This is a genomic window from Enterococcus sp. AZ140 (assembly GCF_051714405.1).
In the GTDB taxonomy this organism is placed as follows: Bacteria; Bacillota; Bacilli; order Lactobacillales; family Enterococcaceae; genus Enterococcus_B; species Enterococcus_B pernyi.
The window spans coordinates 1,565,418-1,584,568 of sequence record NZ_JBIORU010000001.1; the positions used below are offsets into that span (position 1 = coordinate 1,565,418).

Genomic DNA, 19,151 nt, shown 5'->3' on the forward strand with positions numbered 1-19,151 from the left:
TTACCCCTCTACCTCACATATAGTTATGATTTGTATAAACTTATCATCTTGGATCTTTGTATCTAAAAATACATTTGCATTCAACTGGACTAGCTCATCCAGATTTGTCAAACCTATCCCAGAATTACCGGGTTTTGTCGTAAAACTTGCTTTCTTTAAATCATGTAATTTAGGCAAATCACGTGGACAGTTATTGATCAACATAAATGTACAGTCATTATGGTCTGCCACGATTGCTAGTTCAATTTCTGGATGTTCAAGTTCTTCTGAGGCTTCAATTGCATTGTCCAAAATGATCCCCAGCATTCTTACGAGTACCATCGTAGACACTTCCACATGATTGACCACTTCAGGCACAGAAATGCTCACATGGATTCCTTTCTGGTGTGCCATATATAACTTACTCATGATCACACTTTTGATTTCTCGAATTTTTATATTTGAAATCGAAGACATCCTAAAAATTTCTTGGTCAAAAATCGATCCTGTCGCTTTGATACTATTTCTAAAATAATCCTTTAGACCTGTTAAATCTTCAGTTTCGATATACTCTTCCAATGAAATTAGAATATTTTTGTAATCGTGTTTAAATTTTAGAATCTCTAAATAATTTTTTTCAGCTTGTTCACTGTATTCGATCAAGTAACTCATTTGACGTTTTTGCTCTCTATTTTCATATTCCGTTCTTTTTATGAAAATAAACGAAAAACAAATAATCGCTGACAATAGCCCATACAATATCATGAATAGCTCATGTGCATCGATCAAATAAATTCGCAAATTCGGAAATCTTTCTATGACCACTAGACAAAAATAGACACAAATCGTCGCTGTTGCGATGATTCCGCTGATTTTCATCGTCAAGAGATCTTTGTAGCACTTTTCTAATAACCATGTTTTGAAAATATATGCAAAGAAGAAAAAAAGAAGGGTTCCTAAAATCACAGTTAATCTTATATTTAGAACCAAATGAAGAATCGTATAACTAAAATTGATGATATAATCGGAAAAAATATATAAACAGAATGTGACAGAAGGGATAAATAGCGCAATATAAATATTTCGCCGGAAGTAATAAGTTATGGCACATAAACTAGCCCATAAAACTGCAGTTGCAAAAACATTGATCACAAAATAAAGTGCCATATAGCAAATGATTCCAATGATCGACAAAATGACGTAATACCGATTTTTTAAATGCGTATCCAAATAGCTAGTCACCCAAAAGATGCAAGCCGTTTGAACGATGACAATCAACAAGCTTTCCAGCGTGTCTAAATTCACAAAATGTCCCCCTAATTTAAGTAAGTCCTCACGTACACAACAAACCAAAAACAACAAAGTATTGCTTCATTAACCTATTTTTCTTAAAACAAAGCCTCATTTTTTCATTTTATGTACCTTTCGATAACAAAAAAATTTTAATCCTTTTCACCAAAAAAGATTGTAGCACATTTCACTAGTCATTTGGATTACATGTTGATTAATAAACTGCGTAGAACTTTTCATTTTTTCGGTACAGCCAAGGATTTTTTCTGAAATTAATAGTCTATTTACATCCATTGTTCGTTGTGCTATAATAGATATATTGCGAATCATATGTTATACGACATCTTAATTTGTTTTTATGAAATTTAATCCCACTGGCGTAACTAAAGGGTTACAAGGATGTATTAGTGGTTAGGGAATACATTGTTTAAATGAGAAAGAGTTAATATAGAGTAATCGCCTCTTTAGAGGTTTTAAGTAACACCAATGCTTCGTTAGATTGCCTTTTCTTCGGAAAAGGCAATCGTTCAACCATCAATTTATCGAAAAACGATAAATTATAGTTGAATATCAATATATACATTTTTTAGGAGGTCAAATTAATGAAAAAACATTCACTCTTTTTAAAAACAACGACTATCGGAATATGTGTTGTTTTCGGTCTTTTTGGTCTGTTGTTCGCTACTCAGTTACTGACCAATGAATCAAATGCCCCCTTAGATTGGCAAACCACTCTATTGATTTTAGTCATTTTCACCACTCTACTATCTGGTATCATCATTGGCGGTATCATTTTTAAATTATTGACAATCATCTCTAATGACCAGACCTTCTCAGATCATTCACACCGTTTAGTTAGCTATATCCGGAAAGTAATGATTCTGATATCACTCAGTGCTTTTGGTATTTTACCAAAATTCTATCAAATGGCAGATGCGGATGATGCTCCTGGATTGATGCTATTAGGTTTTGCACTGGTTTTCTTACCTTTTGCGGGGTTAGTATTAATGAATGTCTTGATCAAAATATTGGAAGAAGCAATTCGTTTGAAGAAAAATGACGAATTGACCGTGTGAGGTGTGAGATGGCGATCATTGTTAATTTAGACGTAATGTTAGCAAAGCGGAAAATGTCAGTAACAGAACTAAGTGAAAAAGTTGGTATTACCATGGCTAATCTTTCAATTTTAAAAACTGGAAAAGCGAAAGCGATTCGCTTCACCACATTAGATAAAATCTGTGAAGTTTTGAATTGTCAGCCAGGAGACCTTCTTGTCTTTGAAAAAGATCAAGAAATCTAAATAGTTTTGGTGTTATAAAAATGCAAGTTCCATAATCTCAAGATTTGGAGGACTTGCATTTTTTTATTCGTTATCAAGCCAGTAATTCTTGATAAAAGTTGATCAGATTATGTATCTCTCTTGCTTTTGGAAAGACGGATATACCGAATATAGGGATATTATAGGTTTTATCAATCGTAATATTTGAAATAATACAATCAAAATTCTCATAATTGATTAAATCTTGGGACAATGTTTTATTATTTCTAGCAACAAATTCAAAATGATTACCCAATTGTTGGTCTAATTCACTGAGTAAATAGGCGTCATATTTTAGTGTAGAGTTGGTGATGACTAACGCGCGAACTTGCTTATTATCTTCGAAGTTCTTTATTAAATCTGGCCAATACAATAATATTTCTGTAAACATAGTTGTCGCAAATTCTTCGAAATCATTTAGTAAGATATGATGTGTATGTACACAATGTTTTAACTTATTCCATAATCGAAGCTGGATTTTATTCATTTCTGAGTGACTATTTTTAAAAAAAAGTGATTTTTTTTGATAACTTATAGAGAAAGGTACCGCGCTTTGTTGTAATAAAATAGTTGCTTTACGAAAGATCTTTTTTTTATCTTCGCACACAATTCCATATTTTTCTTCCACTTCTTTGATAAAACTATCAATTGCAAATAGAATTGGATTTTTTTGATTTAAAGAATCTCTGACGAATAATTGGAAAACAAGTGGTTGATCGAATATAAAACTTGCCAAGTGCTCATTAATCAATTCGTTGGTCTTTGGTAAACGCAAACGTTTATTTGATAGTATTTCGTACTTGAATTTTTTTTGTTTTCTACTAACCGTAACTACCCCATTATCATTTTGTAGCAATAGTATCCGAGCAGCAATCCAAAAATGAAATATTTTTTCTTCTTGCGGTTCCAAACTAATCAGTGCTTGTTGCAAGTTGTTTTCTTCAACAAAATCCTGCGCAAGTTGAGTCACTAGCAACCGAAAGGATGCAGGAAATGCATCTTCAAAATAATGATATTTTTCCATTAAGAACTGAACGGTCATTTCAGTAATGACTTGATCATTTCCAACAAGTTTGATCAGTGCTTGTACTTTCAGATCATAACTCTGTAACATTGGATTGATTTTATCGACGATTCGCCGCAAGGTACTTTCAGAAATAAATAAATAGTCTGCTAATTCAAGATAATTCTTGAATTTATGTAATAAAATAGCTTCCAAGTAGCGATATTCAATCGACTCTTGCTTGATCACTTGATAGATATAATCTTCCGTGACATGAGGTAGAATTGTTGCTTTCACTCCCTCTTCTCGAGTCATTTGGATTTTGATATCGCTGGCATAAGAATGAATATCAAGTAAGTCATTTCTTAACGTTTTGGCTGAACAACCAAGTAAATTTTCTAAGTCGTTAAAGCGATAGGTATCGCCTTCAAATAAGTATTCCAGTAACTTCAATTGTCTTTTTAATTTTTTTGACAAAATCTTCAACATTTCTATTCACCTCACAAACAAATAAAAAACACTCAAATTTGGGTTTCCCCTCCTTTGAGTGTTTCCCATATTTAATTTTAGAGGTCTTTTTTCTTCTCTAAAAACTATTTTTTCTACTATGAATAAAAAAGTGGATAAAAAATGTCTTTATTTTATTTATCGGACTCTTCTTCCAACTTTTCAGTAGATCGTTTTTTCCAGAAGAAGATACCGCCAACCAAGGCAAGTAACATAGTTCCTAGTACTGAGAGAACTGTGTTTCGAGTGGCATTTGTTTGTGGCAAGTTGCCTGTTGCTTCAAGATCACTTCCATCATCTTGTCCACCTTCTCCATTTTCACCGGTCTCACTTCCAGCACCCTCTTCACTAGCACCTGGTGTATCTTCTGCACCTTGTTCAACCACGGAGTATCTTCCTTCAGCGCTTGTTGTAAAACCACCATGTGCTTCATTGACTTGGATATCTAAACCAACGATATTGTTACTTCCAAGTGCAGAGGTATCGATTTGCGAATCTTCTTGTAACTGAACCGTATAAGAATTGGCTGGAATTTCGCGACCATTTACTCTTACTGTTTCAACCATAGATTTCGGATCGACTCTTTCTGTGCCAATCGCAATAGAAGCTACTCGTGTTCTAACATCTAACTCCCCTGTAGGCTCAAACCCGTATTCTGTCACATTATAAACAGCAAACTGTCCTCCATAAGTGAAGTTTCTTTCTTGTTCTTCATGCATCAAGATATTGTTGTTCGCATCTTGGTGGAAGACCTTTACAACATCTCCTTCAACTACTGGCAAGGCATTTCCGCTATTGAAACGCGAGATTGCTTGTTGGATCGTTTGTGTGCCGCGAACTTCATATTGATATTTCGATCGTCCATCTTGACCGAGGATCTCGATTCCATAATACACATTATTGTCATCCACTTGTGTCACACGATTATTTAAAATCGTGCGATCAGATCCTTGTATTGATTGGATTTCGATTTGACGACCACTTTTCACTAAACCAAATGAACCTACTGTCTCATTTTGGCGATTCTTCAAATGGATCGTGCTGCCCCATTTGACTTCATATGGTACTTGAATGTCTGTAGCGGTGACACCATCTGCTGTAGATACGCGAACAGTCACTGATTTTTGGCCAGCTGTTTGTGTGTCGAACGCATCGATTTGTTCCACATTATATAACGAACTAGATAATTGGTGTCCGTTAAAGCGAACTTCATTGATCAGCTTTGTTGCATCCAATTCACTTGCATCTTCACCTAAAACTAAGCTTTGATTTTGTTTTTCTGCATGGATCATAGTGATTGGTTCAAACTCACCATTTTGGATTCGGTAATGGGCATAATTAGATCCTGCTGTAAAGTTTCTGACCAAGTTATCGCGCATCAATAAGTTACGATTTTCTGTTTCCGCATGATAAACTTTGAAAATATCCCCTTCATTAACTTCTAACGGTTGCCCATTATTAAAACCTTGAATTGCTTGTCGGATCGTCATGTGTCCTGTCACTTCATAGCTGTATTTAATATTATCTGGAAACAGGCGACTTTCTGGTTGCTCTGGATCAGCTAAAATTTCGATTCGATAATACGTATCACGACCAAAAACATTATTCACCGCATTGTTTAAAATCGTTTCTTGTTCTCCTTGTGTCGCATGGATCTTTGATCCCCCGTCTTGTTCGATGATACTGAATGCACCAACAGTCGCATTTTCTAAACCTTTCAGTAAGAACGTACTTCCCCACTTCACCTCATAAGGAATCTCCAATTCAACGGAGGCCAAGCCATCTTTCATTGCCATTCTCAAACGAACTTCTCGTTCACCAATAGTTGTAGTATCGAAATCAGATAAACGCTCGATCGTATACGTATCTTCTGCCACAGGTTCTCCATTGATCGTCACGCTATCTAATAATTCTTCCAATTCAAAGTTGGTTGTATCTTGCGCTAAAACAAGTTCCTTGTTTGCTGTATGAGCATCCATCACTGCCATTGGTTCAAATCCGTATGCGGTTACCTCATAGTATGCATAAGAAGAATTATAAGTGAAGTCTTTTTCTTCCTCGTTAACGAATAACACTGAACTTCCTTCTGAACGTTGCGGATGATAGATTTTGATGACATCCCCAAACTGAACGGTGACTGCACGATTATTTCCAAAATTATCCATCACTTGTTGCAACGTTGCTCGTCCCGGCATCTCTTGAGAGTAAATGCTTCGATCCCCACGAATGATTTCCATTGAATAGTACAAGGAAGAATTCGGACTTAACTGCTCATCTAGTGGTGAATCAATCCCTGGGAACATCGTTAACTGACGTACTGAATTATTACTTCCTGGTCTTAATGAGAACGCACCTGCCGCTCCCCCATTCGCTGAACGCATTACAATCGTATTTCCCCACTTGACTTCATAAGGGACAGTGATTTCTTTTGAAACTACCCCATCTCTTGTTTCAAATTGGATGCGTAGATCTTTCTTCCCAGCAGTGGAGGTATCAAATTCTTCTAATTGAGTCACTGTATATTGACTCGGTGCTAATTCGACCCCATTGACTGTGATATGATCGATCAGATTTGCTCCATTGATACCTGCTGTACTATCCCCTAAAGTAAACTCTTGTGGTGAAGATTCTGCAGCTACGGTAATAATTGGTTCTAACCCATTATCTGTCACTTCGTAATAGGCATAGTTTGAACCAATCGTGTAATCACGAACTAATTCGTCTTGCATGAGCAAGTTTCGCCCTTGCGAAGCACCTTGTGGATCTGCATGGTAGACCTTGATCACATTCCCTTTTTCAACTGGTAGTGGTTGCCCATTATTGAAGCCATTGATTGCGTCTCTGATCGTGGAATTACCGGCTACTTCATATGTATAATTCGAGCTAGTTCCTCCCATGATCTCGATGGAATAATAGGTATCACGACCAAAGTGGTTGTTGACTGGATTCGCGAGATTCGTACCATTTACTCCTTGAGAAGCATGGAGTGCCAATTGTCCGTCTTCCTTAAGCAAACTAAACGCACCAACTGTTGCTTCATTTAGTCCCCTTAACACAAAAGTTTGGCCCCAATTCACACCGTATTCTACTTCCATTTCATTTGAGGCAAGACCATCATTCATTTTTAATCTTAGACGCATATTACGTGTGCCGATCGTACTCGTATCAAAATCAATTAGTGATTCTACTGTGTACTGACTGTTATCGATTCTTCGTCCATTGATCGTCACATTGTCAATCAATGAGCCGGGATCAATGTTGGATGTGTTTTCGCCTAATGCAAAATTCTTTTGTGAGGCTTGCGCTTCCATAACAGGAGCGGGTCTAAATCCAGAAGAGGTAACTTCATAATATGCATATTCTGTACCATAGGTAAAATCATGCTCTTCTTCATTCATCATCAAGACTGAACTATTGGCTGATCGCTCTGGATGATGGATACGAATTACATCGCCCAATTGAACATTAAAAATATTATCCGTATTTCCAAATTGATCGATGATTTGTTGTAGGGTCGTACGATTCGACATCTCTTGATTGTAGATTACATTGTTATTACGCATAATTTGGATCGAATAGTATGTAGAAAAAGGCGAAGTTAACCTTCCTACAGAAGCGTCCATGTCTGTTGCTAAGCCATTAGTAATTCTTAGGGGAATATTATTAGAATCTGTATTACTTAATAATAATGAAAATGCCCCAGCTGATTGACCGTTGATCGATTTCATCAAAATAGTGTTATCCCAACGCACGTTAACAGTCGTTGCAATTGTTCCTGTGGTTCTCACGTTCACGTCTGGTCGTTGTCCTTCAACAGTTAATCTTAATTGATGTTCACCGACTGTTTGATAATCTGGCTCAGATGATTCTGAAGCAACCAATCTAAGAGAATCGATATCTAGTGGTGTTCCTCTAAAAGTTGCCGATTTGATTAAATCTCTGAATGCATTATTATTCAATAAAGAACTTGTATTACCTAGCTGTATAGCTCTGATTGGATGTAACTCAATCATTATTCCTTGGTCTGGTATTACTTCAGCATTCACAGAAGCTGTTGCTTCTCTGCCATCTTGTGTACGAACTCGTGCTTGCCATACAAACGAACCTGGCGTCGCTGTGCTCGTTGGAGTAATCCATGACAATTGATAGGAACCTTGATAATTGACATCAAAAAGTTCATTCAAAGCTGGTACTGGATCATTTTGATAAACTTGTATTTTATCTTCTTTTGTAGTAATCAAAGGTAGGACTTCTATATCGAAAGTCACGATTACTGGAGATCTGCCTGTTTGATCACTTACTTCTACTTGTACTTGTTGCTTACCTATCTTGTTTGTATCTGGTTCTGTTAACCATCGGTAGCTGACATCACCACGAGAATTTTGTACATCAACATAACTTTCAGGATCTGGTACGGTGTCCTGATATCCAAGAGTATGTCTACCTGATTTAATATTAGCCTGCAAATCACCGATGTTGGTAGTTGAAAAATCAAATTTAAATTCCGTTGCCATTCTCACCGTACTCCAACCTTCATTCCAAGGTTCAATATACCAATAATAAGAATATAAAAAACTTGGTATTTCAAATATTTCTTCTTGGGGAGGGGCCACTCTTAAACGAGTGAATACGACATTTATTTCCCCAATTTCTAAATTTTGAGCTGTAGAACTTTCTGTAGGTGTGATTTCCATTCGCCAATTTCCACTACGTGAAATAGCGTTGATCCTGAAAACTCTTCTTGGTGCAGAATCCCCATTCGCTCTTAACGGGCTCAGATTATTTATAGTTGTCCCAGGTACATTGACACTAGGAGAATAATAAAAAATGGGTGACACGTTTCTAAATATCATGGTGTCGTTAACGCTTAAATTATCATTTTCTGTATTAAATTGTGCATCGATACCTTTTTGCATCTCATCAACTAAAAACTGACCTAAACGAATCGCATTAATAGTAGGAGCAACTGGGATACTATCTGGGATGTCTAGCGCATACCTAGGATTTAACAATCGTTCCAAAATTTTTTCTTGCTCTTCTTTTTCTTCTTCTGATGATAGAGAGCGTGAATTCGTTTCTTCTTTCTTCGTAGCACTATCTGATGTTTTACTGGAATTTTTATTTTCCTCTTTACTATTTTTGGTGTTTTCTATGACACTTTTAGCTTCATCTTTTTTTTGCTTATTACTGACTGGTCTGTTTTGAGTCATTCCTAAATTATTTAATACCGTTACTGCCTGAACAACTGTGCCATTGAGATTGCCTAAAGTCAAACTTAGGATCAAAGCACTGTTCAACAGTTTTCTTCTTGTTCTCAAATTATTTCCTCCCTTTATCAAACAATCAGAGAAAAACTTTTTTGTTTGGTTCATTCTCTGTCGATAGTCGTTTCTTTTTTTTTAAAGGATGTTCGTAGTAATTCAAATGACTCTTTTATAAAAACGTTATGTATTTTGCGTTTCTTAATCGTCTTTTTACTATTCACTCCTTTTTCAAATCATTTAGAAAAGCATTGAAAAGCTTTACTTCTTCAAGTTTATCGGTCATCAACGTCTTGTGTAACGTCATTTTTTCCCTTTTGATTGGGAGTAATTGAAAGAAGATTTTTTGTGAGAAAATAATTTATTAATCATCTACTTGCAAAAACGCCGAAAGGACAACAAAAAAGAAGGATCTTCACTTCGTTGAACAAGTCAACTTGTAAAGATCCTTCAATCAAATTCAAGATAATTGAATGTTACCGATTATTTCAAAGTAAAAGAATTTTTGCATCTATCGCAAATTTCTTCTTTATTCTTATAATTTACGCGCAAAGAATGACACGATCAAAACTAAAATGATCGCACCGATCAATGAAGGCACGATTGCCATACCACCAATGACTGGTCCCCATGATCCTAATATTGCTTGTCCGATTGCTGAACCAACAAGTCCTGCAATGACGTTTGCAATGATCCCCATTGAAGATCCCTTGTTTGTGATTGCTCCTGCAATTGCTCCGATAACTCCACCTACGATTAATGACCAAATAAAACCCATCTGTATTTCCTCCTATAGTGTCTAGCCGATTTTTTCAATGCGACATCTCATTTATTTTAATTAAAAGTTTTGACTCACCAAGATATTTTATTGTACTCTTGGCTCGTTATTTTCTTTTACTTTTTCCGTTCCTTTGCTTGCTGCATGTTTTGCTTTGTCTGTTTGTTCTGACGCAAATTCTCCAGTTGCTTTTGCAGCATCCGTCACTTTATCTTGGACAGTGACTTGATCTTGTTCAAATTCTTCTTTTGATTTGATATCTGTTACATTGACATTCACTTCGATGACATCTAAGTGTGTCATATTCGCTACTTCTTCACTGATGATCTCTTTCATTTGTTTAAAGATATCTTCAATGTCTTTGCCGTATTCAACGACGATCGACATATCAACAGCAACTTGTTTCTTACCTACTTCTGTTTCGATCCCAGCTGTTTCGTTGTCCGTATTGACTAATTTTCCAGCTACATTAGAGAAAAATCCTCCGTCTACTGTCAATAGTCCGTCGATACGTTCTGATGCGATCGCAATAATTTTTTGAATGACTTTGTCATCATAAGTTACTTCACCGTTCATCGATTCTTCACTGCCCTTCACTTCATTTGTCTGTTTGTTTGCCTCATGAGTTGGCGTATGCACACCAGGAGTTTTCGCTTCATGATGTGGATGATCGTGGTGTTCTTTTTGATCATGCGCTACTTTTTCTTCTACATGTGGCACCACTGGATCTGGATGTGCAGACACTGGCGCAGTTTTATTTTTTTCATCTTTGATCCCTTGTGCTTGATTCGGTGTTGTTGGATCTGGATGTGCTGATTTCGGTGTATTTCCGTTTTGATTTGAATGATTGTTTTCCATGGTAAAGCCTCCTAAGATTTAAAGTAATGTTCTAAAATTCCGGTTCTTTTTAAATACATGCCGATGGCTACACCAAGCGCAACCATAATCACGATCAGCAATGTTTTAAAAAATCCGACGGCTACTAGTAAAATAGCTAATATCAATCCAAGCGCGCCACAAATAATTGGGAGCTTGTATGTCGAAAAGATCTCGTTCATTTTCTCTCCCCCTTACTGTACTCGTGAGTGTTCGACTCTTTTTGATTGTGGTGAGTCAAAACCGGTATAATTGATCAGGACATTCACTGGTTCATCTGTACCGATGATTTGTTTTACATCACGCTCAATGTCTGTCATCAGTGCTCCTGTTTTACCGATTAATGATGACGTACGTTTCAACTCGCCTTTTACTTTTACGTCAATTTTATTTTTTGTTGCTTTGATCGTTACTTTTGGGGAAGAAACAAACTCTTCTTTCGTCAATCGTGAACGAACCATTCCTTCGATTGCTTTTTTGTCTAATGTTAACTCGCCATCACCTTTTTTTAGTAAGAATGAACGGTAAGTTTTTGGGTAGAATAATAAGACTAGAATCAATATAAGTGTCAACACAGCAAAAGCTGCGGTTACCCAAAAGACATATTGTTGTACGTAAAAGTTAGTTAATGATAAAAAGCGAAATTCTTCTAACTTAAACGGCAATGGATAAACTGAGCTTAGCAACATTGCAAATATTAAAACAGACAGCAGAAGGATCAGTAAGATCGCTCCTATCGTTTTGGCTCCTTTGTTCATTGTCTCGACCTCCTAGCTTCTTGTCACTGATTATAGATTAATGGCTTCTCCACCAGTGATACCGTAAATCTGTGCTGTGACATAGCTTGCTTTGTTGGATGCAAGAAAGACATAAACAGGCGCTAACTCAGCTGGTTGTCCTGCACGTTCCAACAATGCTTGTTGACCAAACTCAGGTAGATCTTCTTTTGGTTGACCTGCATCTAGTTGTAATGGTGTCCAAATTGGTCCTGGTGCTACGCCGTTGACACGAATTCCTTTTGGTGCTAATTGTTTTGCTAAACCAATGGTGAAGTTTGCAATCGAAGCTTTAGTCGCTGCATAATCTAACAAGTGTTCACTTGGATTGAATGCTTGGACTGAAGTCGTTGTAAGGATTGCTCCTCCTGCTGGAATATGTGGAATTGCTTCTTTCACAAGTGCAAACATTGCGATGATATTTACAGCAAAAGTATCTTTTACTTGTTCCAATGGGATTTCTGCAATTGAAGGGGACGAAATTTGTTGCGCCGCATTAAGAACAAGTGTGTCTAATCCACCAAAAGCATCCACTGTTTTTTGGATGATTTCTTTTGGTGCAGCTTCATCACGCAAATCATAAGGTAATAGTAATGCTTTACGTCCAGCTTCTTCGATATAATGGGCCACTTGTTGCGCGTCTTCTTCTTCACCTGGGAAAAATTGAATGGCTACATCTGCACCTTCTCGTGCAAAGGCAATGGCTGCGGCACGTCCAATACCAGAGTCTGCACCTGTGATCAAGACACGGCGATTTGCTAATTGCTCTGTGCCTTTATAGCTTTCTTCTCCACAATCAGGTACAGGTTTCATATCCTTTTGCAAAGCCGGAGTTTCTTGATCCTGTTTTGGAAATTCTTCTGTGTGATATAGTTTTCTTGGGTCGATTAAATTTGGTTCTGTCATGTTGATCCTCCTAGTTTTTAGTCATAACTGACGTTATAAATTTGGGCGTATTAGCCCATATTGGTTATTTTGTGTAATCTTTTCTAAATAAGTGATACCCTAAAGCAGCAGCAGCAACGATTGAGCCCCCTAATACTAAGAGGAACCCAGTTGCTGAATCTTCTCCTGGTAAACCGCCTGTGTTCATTCCCCAAATACCTGCGATCATCGCAGGCACAGAAATGATCAATGCGGTCGAATCCAAGTATTTCATCAGATGATTCAGATTATTGTCCATCATTCCGTTGAACAGATCACCGATACTTTCTAACAGATCGCGATAAATCAAAATCATCTTCTCCGTTTGACGTTGTCTCAAACGAACGTCATAAAGCAACTGTTCATCATTGACACGTTCTTTGAATTCAGGAGTCTCCCAGAGGAGGTCCATTGTCTCTTTTTGATCCCGCAACGTATGATCGATGTAAACAATATCTCTTTCTAAATCAGCCTGCTTGTACAACTCTTCATTTTCTGTCGTTTTTCGTGCTTCTTGATCTAGCGAATCAATACGCGTTTTCATTTCAAGAAGTTCTTTGACAAAATGGGTATAAATATCTAATGCCGCATAAACAATCACTTTTTCGAAAGAATCGATTTTATTACCATGATGTTCAATCAGCCGATCGATAAAATTGGTTTTTTCGTCTCGACAAGTAATCAATAAGTCATTTGATATGACGAAAGATAATGGTGTCAGACGACGTTCGATTTTTTCTTTTTCACTTGAAAGGTTGAGCAGTACTAAGGAAATCGGGTTGTTCAAACTTGTTCCTGATAGATGTTCTAAGCGGGAGACCTCTTCTGGATAAGTCATACCGACAAATATATCTTCAGGGAGTTGATAGGTTCGAGTAACCTGTTCGATTTCCTCAGTATCGCTCGTATCAATAACAAGCCAATTAAAATGTTCTTCATCTGCGGCTATTACTTTCTTGTTTTCATCAATCAAGTAATATTCCAGCATGGTGAATCGTCCTTTCTAGTGTGCACTCAGCTAAAGAAACAATTAGTTAGTTTGATGTTATGATCTAGTACAGCAATCTCATTTTCCAATGAGAAACTATTTAATACATGATCATAATCCATCGTCAAATGTTTGCCTAAATAGCATTGTTCACTTTGTGATGTATAGATTTCTAGCGAAGGATGTTTGATTTTTGTGACGTATAGTCCAAACTCAGTAACAAAAGGGATAATTTGGAAAAAGCTACCTTTCGCACACGCTCCTTTGTCTCTAAGGAAAGGATCTTTACTATTGATCAATGCAAGCGCTAATTTTGATTGTTCGCCTGCTTTTTCCTTTAAGATGTCCATCGCATTTCTTGTCAGCGTAATTTCCATATCGATCATCTCCTCTATATAATAGTAAGTTTTTTCTATTGTCGATCAATGACTCAATTCAGTATTTCGTTGAACACGAGCGTACAATGGATATTTAGGGAATGATTTAACACAACGAAAAGCAGTCATATTTGCATACTTTTCATAGTATTTTTTACTAGCACCTTTAAACTCTTCACTCCATGGTTTGATATGCCCAGAGTAATGGATGATATAAGGCTTACGACGTGCTTCTTCGTACTCTTTTTCTCCTTGAGCCGTTGGATGTTGTTTTGCTTTCGCCATGATGTAACCTTGTGCATTCCATTTCGGATGCAAAGCAATCCAACGATCGTGTAAGATAGCATTCAAAGCATCTTGGTCATGGAATCGAAGTTTTTCTGGGTTTTCTTCGATGAATTTTAGAACGTTTTTCGTGATGTTTTGTTCTAACCATTTTTCAACATTGATCAGCATCAAGCCGGAGTTAAAGTAACGCATTGAATCTGCTTCAATCTCCATTTTTTCAAGACGTTGGTGGAAACCAGCATCTTCAACTGCTGCCATCACTGCGCCATTAAACTCTAGATCCCATAGTTTACTGATATCATTCAACGCGATCATGTCACAGTCCATATAAAGGATACGTTCGACATTTTTCCCTCTAAATAACTCAGGGATCGCAATACGATAGTATGCTGTTTCAGGGATACGATCACTTGTCACTAAGTTTTTGAAGAATTTTTTGTTGATTTTCAAAAATTCAACATCTGTATTCATTCGTGAATTTTTCACTGAGTAACGTAAAAGATTTTTACTTTCTAATTCAATATCATCATCAATCACGTAGAAACGTACAAACACTTTCGGGTCACTATTTTCTAAAATCGACACAAACAGTGCTGCTAGATGAGGCACAAATTTTGTATTACAACTAGAGACAACTGCTACTTCTTTTCTTCTATTCATTTACCTCGCCTACTTTCATTAATACGCTATGCGCTAGATTTTTTAGATAGATTTGTGTATAAGGATGATCCTCCAATGTATTCCAAGGTTTATCATGCCCTGTGAAATGAACGATTGAAGGAGCTTCGTTCCCACTCTTATATAACTCTTCATATTTCTTATCTGGAGCTGGATGGCGTTCAAAAATCAATGAACATTGCATGTTCCATTTTGGATGAAGTTGTTCCCAATCTCCATATAAGACACCATTCAATGCGTCTTGGTCATGATAGATAATCTGTTCACCATTTTCTTTTAGGAATTGGATCGTTTTATCTGTAACGTCTTTTTCATTCCATTGATCAATATCGATCACCATGACACCTGAGTTAAAATAATATTCTTCTGAATCGATCCCTAGGCGCTTCAACGCTTTCGTTTGGCCTGGATCAATTACTGCCCCAATTGTTTTACCATTCAATGATTCGTCATATAATGCAACGATATCATCTAACACTAAAACGTCTGCATCTAGATACAACACTTTTTTATAATTGTATTTTGCTAAGATCTTAGGTAGAGAAATTCTTAAATACGCCGTTGTTGTAATGTGGTCACTGACTAAGAAATCTTCATATACATCTTTCTCCACTGTCAAAAATTGGATGCTTGCATGTTCTGAGTGTTGTGCAACTGTCTGACGCAATCCTTCTTTACTATATTCTGATAGGCCATCATCAATCACGTAAAAATATATATGTCTCATCTTATTCGCATTTTCCAGTGCCGTTGCAATCATTACGCTTAGATAAGGAGCATAATTTTCATCTGAAGCAGTCACAACCGGTACAGTCCCATACTTAATCTCCATCAAAATCACTCCTTTTTTTAATCTTTTTCTAACCTGTTCTACATCTACAATATGCCTACTTTTTCCTGAAAGCAAAAGATATGCTTTGTTTTTTATGAATATTACCCAAAATTTGCCCTTTTTTATGAAAATGAAAACGAAAACATTAAGATTGTTATGCTTTTTTATACAGCGGTCTTAACCAATTCCTTACTAATATCCTTTTCTCCATTTATGAAAAATCTTTTTTGAAAAAATTCAAAGAGTTAAAGCATTTTATTTTTATTTTAGAAGTTTCTCATTTAAGCTATTGGTGAAAGAAAAAAGACTAAGGGAGCGTAAAAAGATGAAATTAGCAGCTATTGATCTAGACGGGACCTTGCTTGATTCCCAAGGAGTTGTCCCACAAGAAAATATTCGCGCATTAAAAGCTTTCTCCTCTAATGGAGGAATCGTAACGATTGCAACAGGAAGAAATAGTATTTCTGCCAAGGATGTCTTTGCACAATTAGGCGTCAGCGGCTATTTGATTTCTTCTAACGGTGCATTGATTTCCGAAATGAAAGATGGCAAGATCGATCATGTATTAAGACGCTCAAAAATCGAAGTACCTATACTTAAAAAGGCCTTTTATTTAGCAAAAGAAGCAAAAATATCGATCATCGCCAGCCGAGAAACACAAGATGATCAAATCACTTTTGATGAAACTGCCTTAGTAAAAGACGATCCTTATTATCAACACTTCAACTTGCAAAATCATTCCTTTGATGAGATCACAAAACAGTTGGACGATCCTTCCTTAAGCTATTTGAAATTAGCTCTGACGGATAAAAATGAGGAAAAACTACAAAAAATCCAAGCAGAGTTGAAGAAAGAAGGAATTGATTCTGTTTTTTCAGACCCACATTTCCTAGAAATCACTCCTAAAAATATTACAAAGGCCCACTCACTCTTATTTCTAACTGAGTACTTAGGGTTATCTTCAGAAGACGTCATGGCGTTTGGTGATCAAGAAAATGATTTGGCAATGCTTGAGTTCAGCGGATTAAGCGTGGCTATGGGCAATGCGCAAGAACATGTGAAGGATCTAGCAGATGAGGTGACAGAAACCAATGATGAAGCCGGTGTTGCAAACTTTTTGAATGATCACTTTTTATAAGGAGAGATGATAGATGTTAGTCGTTATCGATATGCAAAATCATATTTTAGATCCAACTAGTGAATTTTATATAGAAGATGCTGAAGCATTAGTTGAGCGAGTAAATACACGTTTAAACCAAGCACGTGCAGCGAATGAATACGTACTATTCACTCGTGATATCCCTATCGAACGGAAAGATGAGGCAGAAAGTGAAGATCTTAAAATCATTCCCACGCTCTCTCCTCTACCAAATGAGCGGGAAATCAAAAAATATTACTTTACTCTGCCGCCAGAAACCTTAACAGAGATCAAGCATTCCCTTTTTGAACGTAAAGAAGAACAGAAAACGATTGAAGTGGTTGGGATCGAAACTAATTTGTGTGTCTTATCCAACACGATCGCTTTACAAAGCGCCTTTCCAGAAGCTGACTTTATCATTGATTCGTCACTAGTCAGCAGTCGTGTTCACGAGCCACAAGCACTTAAACTTCTAAAAGACTTTAATGTCTATGTCAAAGAGTAAATGGTCGAAACCAATCTAAAAACATAAAAAAAGGCGGAATGAAAGTTCCACCTTTTTTTATGTTTTTTTCAAATTATACGTCTACAGAAGAATCATGTTTTTTATCGAAATATTTGTTCAGAATCGCATAACATGCTATCTTTTATCTAGTGAATATAAATCTAGTATATTCTCAAATAGAATAACTCAAAATACAATTTATGCACGAATAAAATATAGCTATGGGAGTTTATTTATTATGCTGGAATTGAGCCGACTTGCTTTTATTTTTCCTGTTTTTATATTTGTACCGATCGTTTTTTCGTTTATCAAATGGACGAAAGAACGAAAAAAAATCGCTTTAAGTAGTTTGCCTGCGATCTATTTTATGTACAAAGTATTAAATTATCAGTTTTTCGAACCCTTCCAGATCTTCACATTTAATTTAGTTGGGTTCATTCTCTCCATACTCTTTGTCATTGGGTATTTATTTTATCTAAACAGAAAAAATAAACGTTAACTCTCATAGATAATTATTTAGAGAAAGGTGAGGTAAAATGACGATTGAAGAAGCGATTTTACTGGATACACTGCATTGCCGTTTAAACTTCCTCAAAGATAAGAAGCATTTAACTACACCACAGGTTGCTGAAAAAGTGAACTTACCGATTGAGACATATAAAAACTATGAAGATGGAAAAAATATACCTAGTATCATCGAATTGATCTTTATCGCAGATTTTTACGACACGACCATCGATTATTTGATTGGTCGAACGGAAGCATCCTAAACACTTAATTCACTGTTTTAGAAAGAAGGAAATATTATATGCGCTTATGGCATCAAAGCCTCTTGCAATCACTTCCGCGCCAACAATTATTAGGACAACATCGCGAATGTTGTGCTCTGAGAGGCAATGGTTGGGGACGAAAACATGCGACTGTCGATTACGTTTTTACACATTCGCCTTACAAATTATTTCAGTATCATTTGTTAGTAATGGAAGAAATGAAGAAACAAAATTATAAACCTGGTGAGGAATGGTTTGATCCCTTGTATCGTGGAAAAATTTGTGCACCTTATTCTACCCTTTCCCCTATTGAATGGACCTCACCACTTTATCCAGAACATGATCAAATCTACTTAGCCGAATGTGTGGCAAATTTAGAACAGAAAGGGATCATTTTGTAAACAATCAATAATACATTGCTCTATCAAACCTCTCGATTGCTGAATCGAGAGGCTTTTATTGAAATTAGACATAAAAAAACTGCTCTTTCATAAGAAAGAGCAGTCAGATATCAATCGTTTGATTATGCTTTAACGATGTTGATTGCTTGAGGGCCACGTTGTCCATCTTCAACATCAAAAGTCACAGCTTGACCTTCGTCTAATGTTTTGAAACCGTCACCTTGGATAGCTGAAAAATGAGCGAATACGTCATTTCCATCTTCACCAGTGATAAATCCAAAACCTTTGTCTGCGTTAAACCATTTTACTGTACCGTTATTCATGTATATTTCCTCCTGATACGTATCAACGTACGTTTATAGTGCAATAAATATTTGATAGGCAAAAGGAGTCTTATAATGTTTAACTTATAGCTCAAATTACGTTTCAAAATAGATTACTTTTATACTATAGCATGCCCTT

General features: G+C 36.5%; 20 protein-coding genes. 7 read left to right on the forward strand and 13 right to left on the reverse strand.

What is annotated here, in order from left to right; all coding sequences use genetic code 11:
- Positions 1-1,284 carry a sensor histidine kinase gene (locus tag IGJ39_RS07310; protein ID WP_066025053.1) on the reverse strand — a complete coding sequence of 428 codons (1,284 nt, stop codon included), beginning with the start codon at positions 1,282-1,284 and terminating at the stop codon, positions 1-3.
- A gap of 587 nt (positions 1,285-1,871) precedes the next feature.
- Here IGJ39_RS07310 and IGJ39_RS07315 point away from each other — a divergent pair.
- Together IGJ39_RS07315 and IGJ39_RS07320 are read left to right on the forward strand one after the other, a co-directional pair.
- Positions 1,872-2,345: a DUF2975 domain-containing protein gene (locus IGJ39_RS07315; protein ID WP_066025054.1), complete on the forward strand. Its 474-nt coding sequence runs from the start codon at positions 1,872-1,874 to the stop codon at positions 2,343-2,345.
- 8 nt (positions 2,346-2,353) lie between these two features.
- On the forward strand, positions 2,354-2,569 hold the full coding sequence (locus IGJ39_RS07320; protein WP_010735376.1) for a helix-turn-helix domain-containing protein: 216 nt from the start codon (positions 2,354-2,356) through the stop codon (positions 2,567-2,569).
- 73 nt (positions 2,570-2,642) lie between these two features.
- Here the strand turns inward: IGJ39_RS07320 and IGJ39_RS07325 are convergent, their stop codons facing one another.
- The 11 genes from IGJ39_RS07325 to IGJ39_RS07375 form a co-directional block, all read right to left on the reverse strand.
- Positions 2,643-4,079 carry a helix-turn-helix domain-containing protein gene (locus tag IGJ39_RS07325; protein ID WP_066025055.1) on the reverse strand — a complete coding sequence of 479 codons (1,437 nt, stop codon included), beginning with the start codon at positions 4,077-4,079 and terminating at the stop codon, positions 2,643-2,645.
- A gap of 152 nt (positions 4,080-4,231) precedes the next feature.
- Positions 4,232-9,415 (reverse strand): putative mucin/carbohydrate-binding domain-containing protein, encoded by a 5,184-nt coding sequence (locus IGJ39_RS07330; RefSeq protein WP_430608464.1) that lies wholly within the window; start codon positions 9,413-9,415, stop codon positions 4,232-4,234.
- A 478-nt stretch (positions 9,416-9,893) separates the two neighbouring features.
- Positions 9,894-10,136: a GlsB/YeaQ/YmgE family stress response membrane protein gene (locus IGJ39_RS07335; RefSeq protein WP_010735371.1), complete on the reverse strand. Its 243-nt coding sequence runs from the start codon at positions 10,134-10,136 to the stop codon at positions 9,894-9,896.
- A gap of 87 nt (positions 10,137-10,223) precedes the next feature.
- Positions 10,224-10,994, reverse strand: coding sequence for an Asp23/Gls24 family envelope stress response protein (locus IGJ39_RS07340; RefSeq protein ID WP_195339387.1), 771 nt, complete (start codon positions 10,992-10,994; stop codon positions 10,224-10,226).
- A gap of 11 nt (positions 10,995-11,005) precedes the next feature.
- Positions 11,006-11,194, reverse strand: coding sequence for a DUF2273 domain-containing protein (locus IGJ39_RS07345; protein ID WP_010735369.1), 189 nt, complete (start codon positions 11,192-11,194; stop codon positions 11,006-11,008).
- Positions 11,195-11,206: 12 nt separating this feature from the next.
- Positions 11,207-11,770, reverse strand: a complete 564-nt coding sequence (gene amaP / locus IGJ39_RS07350) for an alkaline shock response membrane anchor protein AmaP (RefSeq protein WP_010735368.1) — start codon at positions 11,768-11,770, stop codon at positions 11,207-11,209.
- A 30-nt stretch (positions 11,771-11,800) separates the two neighbouring features.
- Complete coding sequence (locus IGJ39_RS07355; protein WP_023519734.1) at positions 11,801-12,694, reverse strand: SDR family oxidoreductase; 894 nt, start codon at positions 12,692-12,694, stop codon at positions 11,801-11,803.
- A gap of 64 nt (positions 12,695-12,758) precedes the next feature.
- Entirely contained in the window at positions 12,759-13,700 is a 942-nt protein-coding gene (locus IGJ39_RS07360) for a magnesium transporter CorA family protein (protein ID WP_438764385.1), read from the reverse strand.
- A gap of 26 nt (positions 13,701-13,726) precedes the next feature.
- Positions 13,727-14,077 carry an iron-sulfur cluster biosynthesis family protein gene (locus IGJ39_RS07365; protein ID WP_195339388.1) on the reverse strand — a complete coding sequence of 117 codons (351 nt, stop codon included), beginning with the start codon at positions 14,075-14,077 and terminating at the stop codon, positions 13,727-13,729.
- 45 nt (positions 14,078-14,122) lie between these two features.
- Positions 14,123-15,025, reverse strand: a complete 903-nt coding sequence (locus tag IGJ39_RS07370; protein WP_010735364.1) for a glycosyltransferase family 8 protein — start codon at positions 15,023-15,025, stop codon at positions 14,123-14,125.
- Complete coding sequence (locus IGJ39_RS07375) at positions 15,018-15,875, reverse strand: glycosyltransferase family 8 protein (RefSeq protein WP_195339389.1); 858 nt, start codon at positions 15,873-15,875, stop codon at positions 15,018-15,020. The genes IGJ39_RS07370 and IGJ39_RS07375 overlap by 8 nt, the downstream gene beginning before the upstream one ends.
- Before the next feature lie 325 nt (positions 15,876-16,200).
- Between IGJ39_RS07375 and IGJ39_RS07380 the strand changes: the two genes are divergently transcribed.
- From IGJ39_RS07380 to IGJ39_RS07400, 5 genes are all read left to right on the forward strand, one after another.
- A complete protein-coding gene (locus tag IGJ39_RS07380; RefSeq protein WP_195273091.1) occupies positions 16,201-17,013 on the forward strand; it encodes a Cof-type HAD-IIB family hydrolase in 813 nt (270 codons plus the stop codon).
- Positions 17,014-17,026: 13 nt separating this feature from the next.
- The gene (locus IGJ39_RS07385) at positions 17,027-17,518 is read left to right on the forward strand and encodes an isochorismatase family cysteine hydrolase (RefSeq protein WP_065096357.1); all 492 of its coding nucleotides are present in this window, start codon (positions 17,027-17,029) and stop codon (positions 17,516-17,518) included.
- 238 nt (positions 17,519-17,756) lie between these two features.
- On the forward strand, positions 17,757-18,017 hold the full coding sequence (locus tag IGJ39_RS07390; protein WP_195339391.1) for a hypothetical protein: 261 nt from the start codon (positions 17,757-17,759) through the stop codon (positions 18,015-18,017).
- Positions 18,018-18,054: 37 nt separating this feature from the next.
- On the forward strand, positions 18,055-18,288 hold the full coding sequence (locus tag IGJ39_RS07395) for a helix-turn-helix domain-containing protein (protein ID WP_010735359.1): 234 nt from the start codon (positions 18,055-18,057) through the stop codon (positions 18,286-18,288).
- A gap of 38 nt (positions 18,289-18,326) precedes the next feature.
- Positions 18,327-18,689: a TIGR02328 family protein gene (locus tag IGJ39_RS07400; protein WP_195339392.1), complete on the forward strand. Its 363-nt coding sequence runs from the start codon at positions 18,327-18,329 to the stop codon at positions 18,687-18,689.
- A 122-nt stretch (positions 18,690-18,811) separates the two neighbouring features.
- On the opposite strand, the gene IGJ39_RS07405 is transcribed toward IGJ39_RS07400, so the two are convergent.
- Positions 18,812-19,012 carry a cold-shock protein gene (locus tag IGJ39_RS07405; protein WP_010735357.1) on the reverse strand — a complete coding sequence of 67 codons (201 nt, stop codon included), beginning with the start codon at positions 19,010-19,012 and terminating at the stop codon, positions 18,812-18,814.
- Positions 19,013-19,151 lie beyond the last annotated feature (139 nt).

Coding starts and splice junctions, on each gene's coding strand:
- IGJ39_RS07315 (WP_066025054.1), top strand. CDS start 1,872: ATGAAAAAACATTCACTCTTTTTAAAAACAACGACTATCGGAATATGT.
- IGJ39_RS07320 (WP_010735376.1), top strand. CDS start 2,354: ATGGCGATCATTGTTAATTTAGACGTAATGTTAGCAAAGCGGAAAATG.
- IGJ39_RS07325 (WP_066025055.1), bottom strand. CDS start 4,079: ATGTTGAAGATTTTGTCAAAAAAATTAAAAAGACAATTGAAGTTACTG.
- IGJ39_RS07335 (WP_010735371.1), bottom strand. CDS start 10,136: ATGGGTTTTATTTGGTCATTAATCGTAGGTGGAGTTATCGGAGCAATT.
- IGJ39_RS07340 (WP_195339387.1), bottom strand. CDS start 10,994: ATGGAAAACAATCATTCAAATCAAAACGGAAATACACCGAAATCAGCA.
- IGJ39_RS07345 (WP_010735369.1), bottom strand. CDS start 11,194: ATGAACGAGATCTTTTCGACATACAAGCTCCCAATTATTTGTGGCGCG.
- amaP (WP_010735368.1), bottom strand. CDS start 11,770: ATGAACAAAGGAGCCAAAACGATAGGAGCGATCTTACTGATCCTTCTG.
- IGJ39_RS07355 (WP_023519734.1), bottom strand. CDS start 12,694: ATGACAGAACCAAATTTAATCGACCCAAGAAAACTATATCACACAGAA.
- IGJ39_RS07360 (WP_438764385.1), bottom strand. CDS start 13,700: ATGCTGGAATATTACTTGATTGATGAAAACAAGAAAGTAATAGCCGCA.
- IGJ39_RS07365 (WP_195339388.1), bottom strand. CDS start 14,077: ATGGAAATTACGCTGACAAGAAATGCGATGGACATCTTAAAGGAAAAA.
- IGJ39_RS07370 (WP_010735364.1), bottom strand. CDS start 15,025: ATGAATAGAAGAAAAGAAGTAGCAGTTGTCTCTAGTTGTAATACAAAA.
- IGJ39_RS07375 (WP_195339389.1), bottom strand. CDS start 15,875: ATGGAGATTAAGTATGGGACTGTACCGGTTGTGACTGCTTCAGATGAA.
- IGJ39_RS07380 (WP_195273091.1), top strand. CDS start 16,201: ATGAAATTAGCAGCTATTGATCTAGACGGGACCTTGCTTGATTCCCAA.
- IGJ39_RS07385 (WP_065096357.1), top strand. CDS start 17,027: ATGTTAGTCGTTATCGATATGCAAAATCATATTTTAGATCCAACTAGT.
- IGJ39_RS07390 (WP_195339391.1), top strand. CDS start 17,757: ATGCTGGAATTGAGCCGACTTGCTTTTATTTTTCCTGTTTTTATATTT.
- IGJ39_RS07395 (WP_010735359.1), top strand. CDS start 18,055: ATGACGATTGAAGAAGCGATTTTACTGGATACACTGCATTGCCGTTTA.
- IGJ39_RS07400 (WP_195339392.1), top strand. CDS start 18,327: ATGCGCTTATGGCATCAAAGCCTCTTGCAATCACTTCCGCGCCAACAA.
- IGJ39_RS07405 (WP_010735357.1), bottom strand. CDS start 19,012: ATGAATAACGGTACAGTAAAATGGTTTAACGCAGACAAAGGTTTTGGA.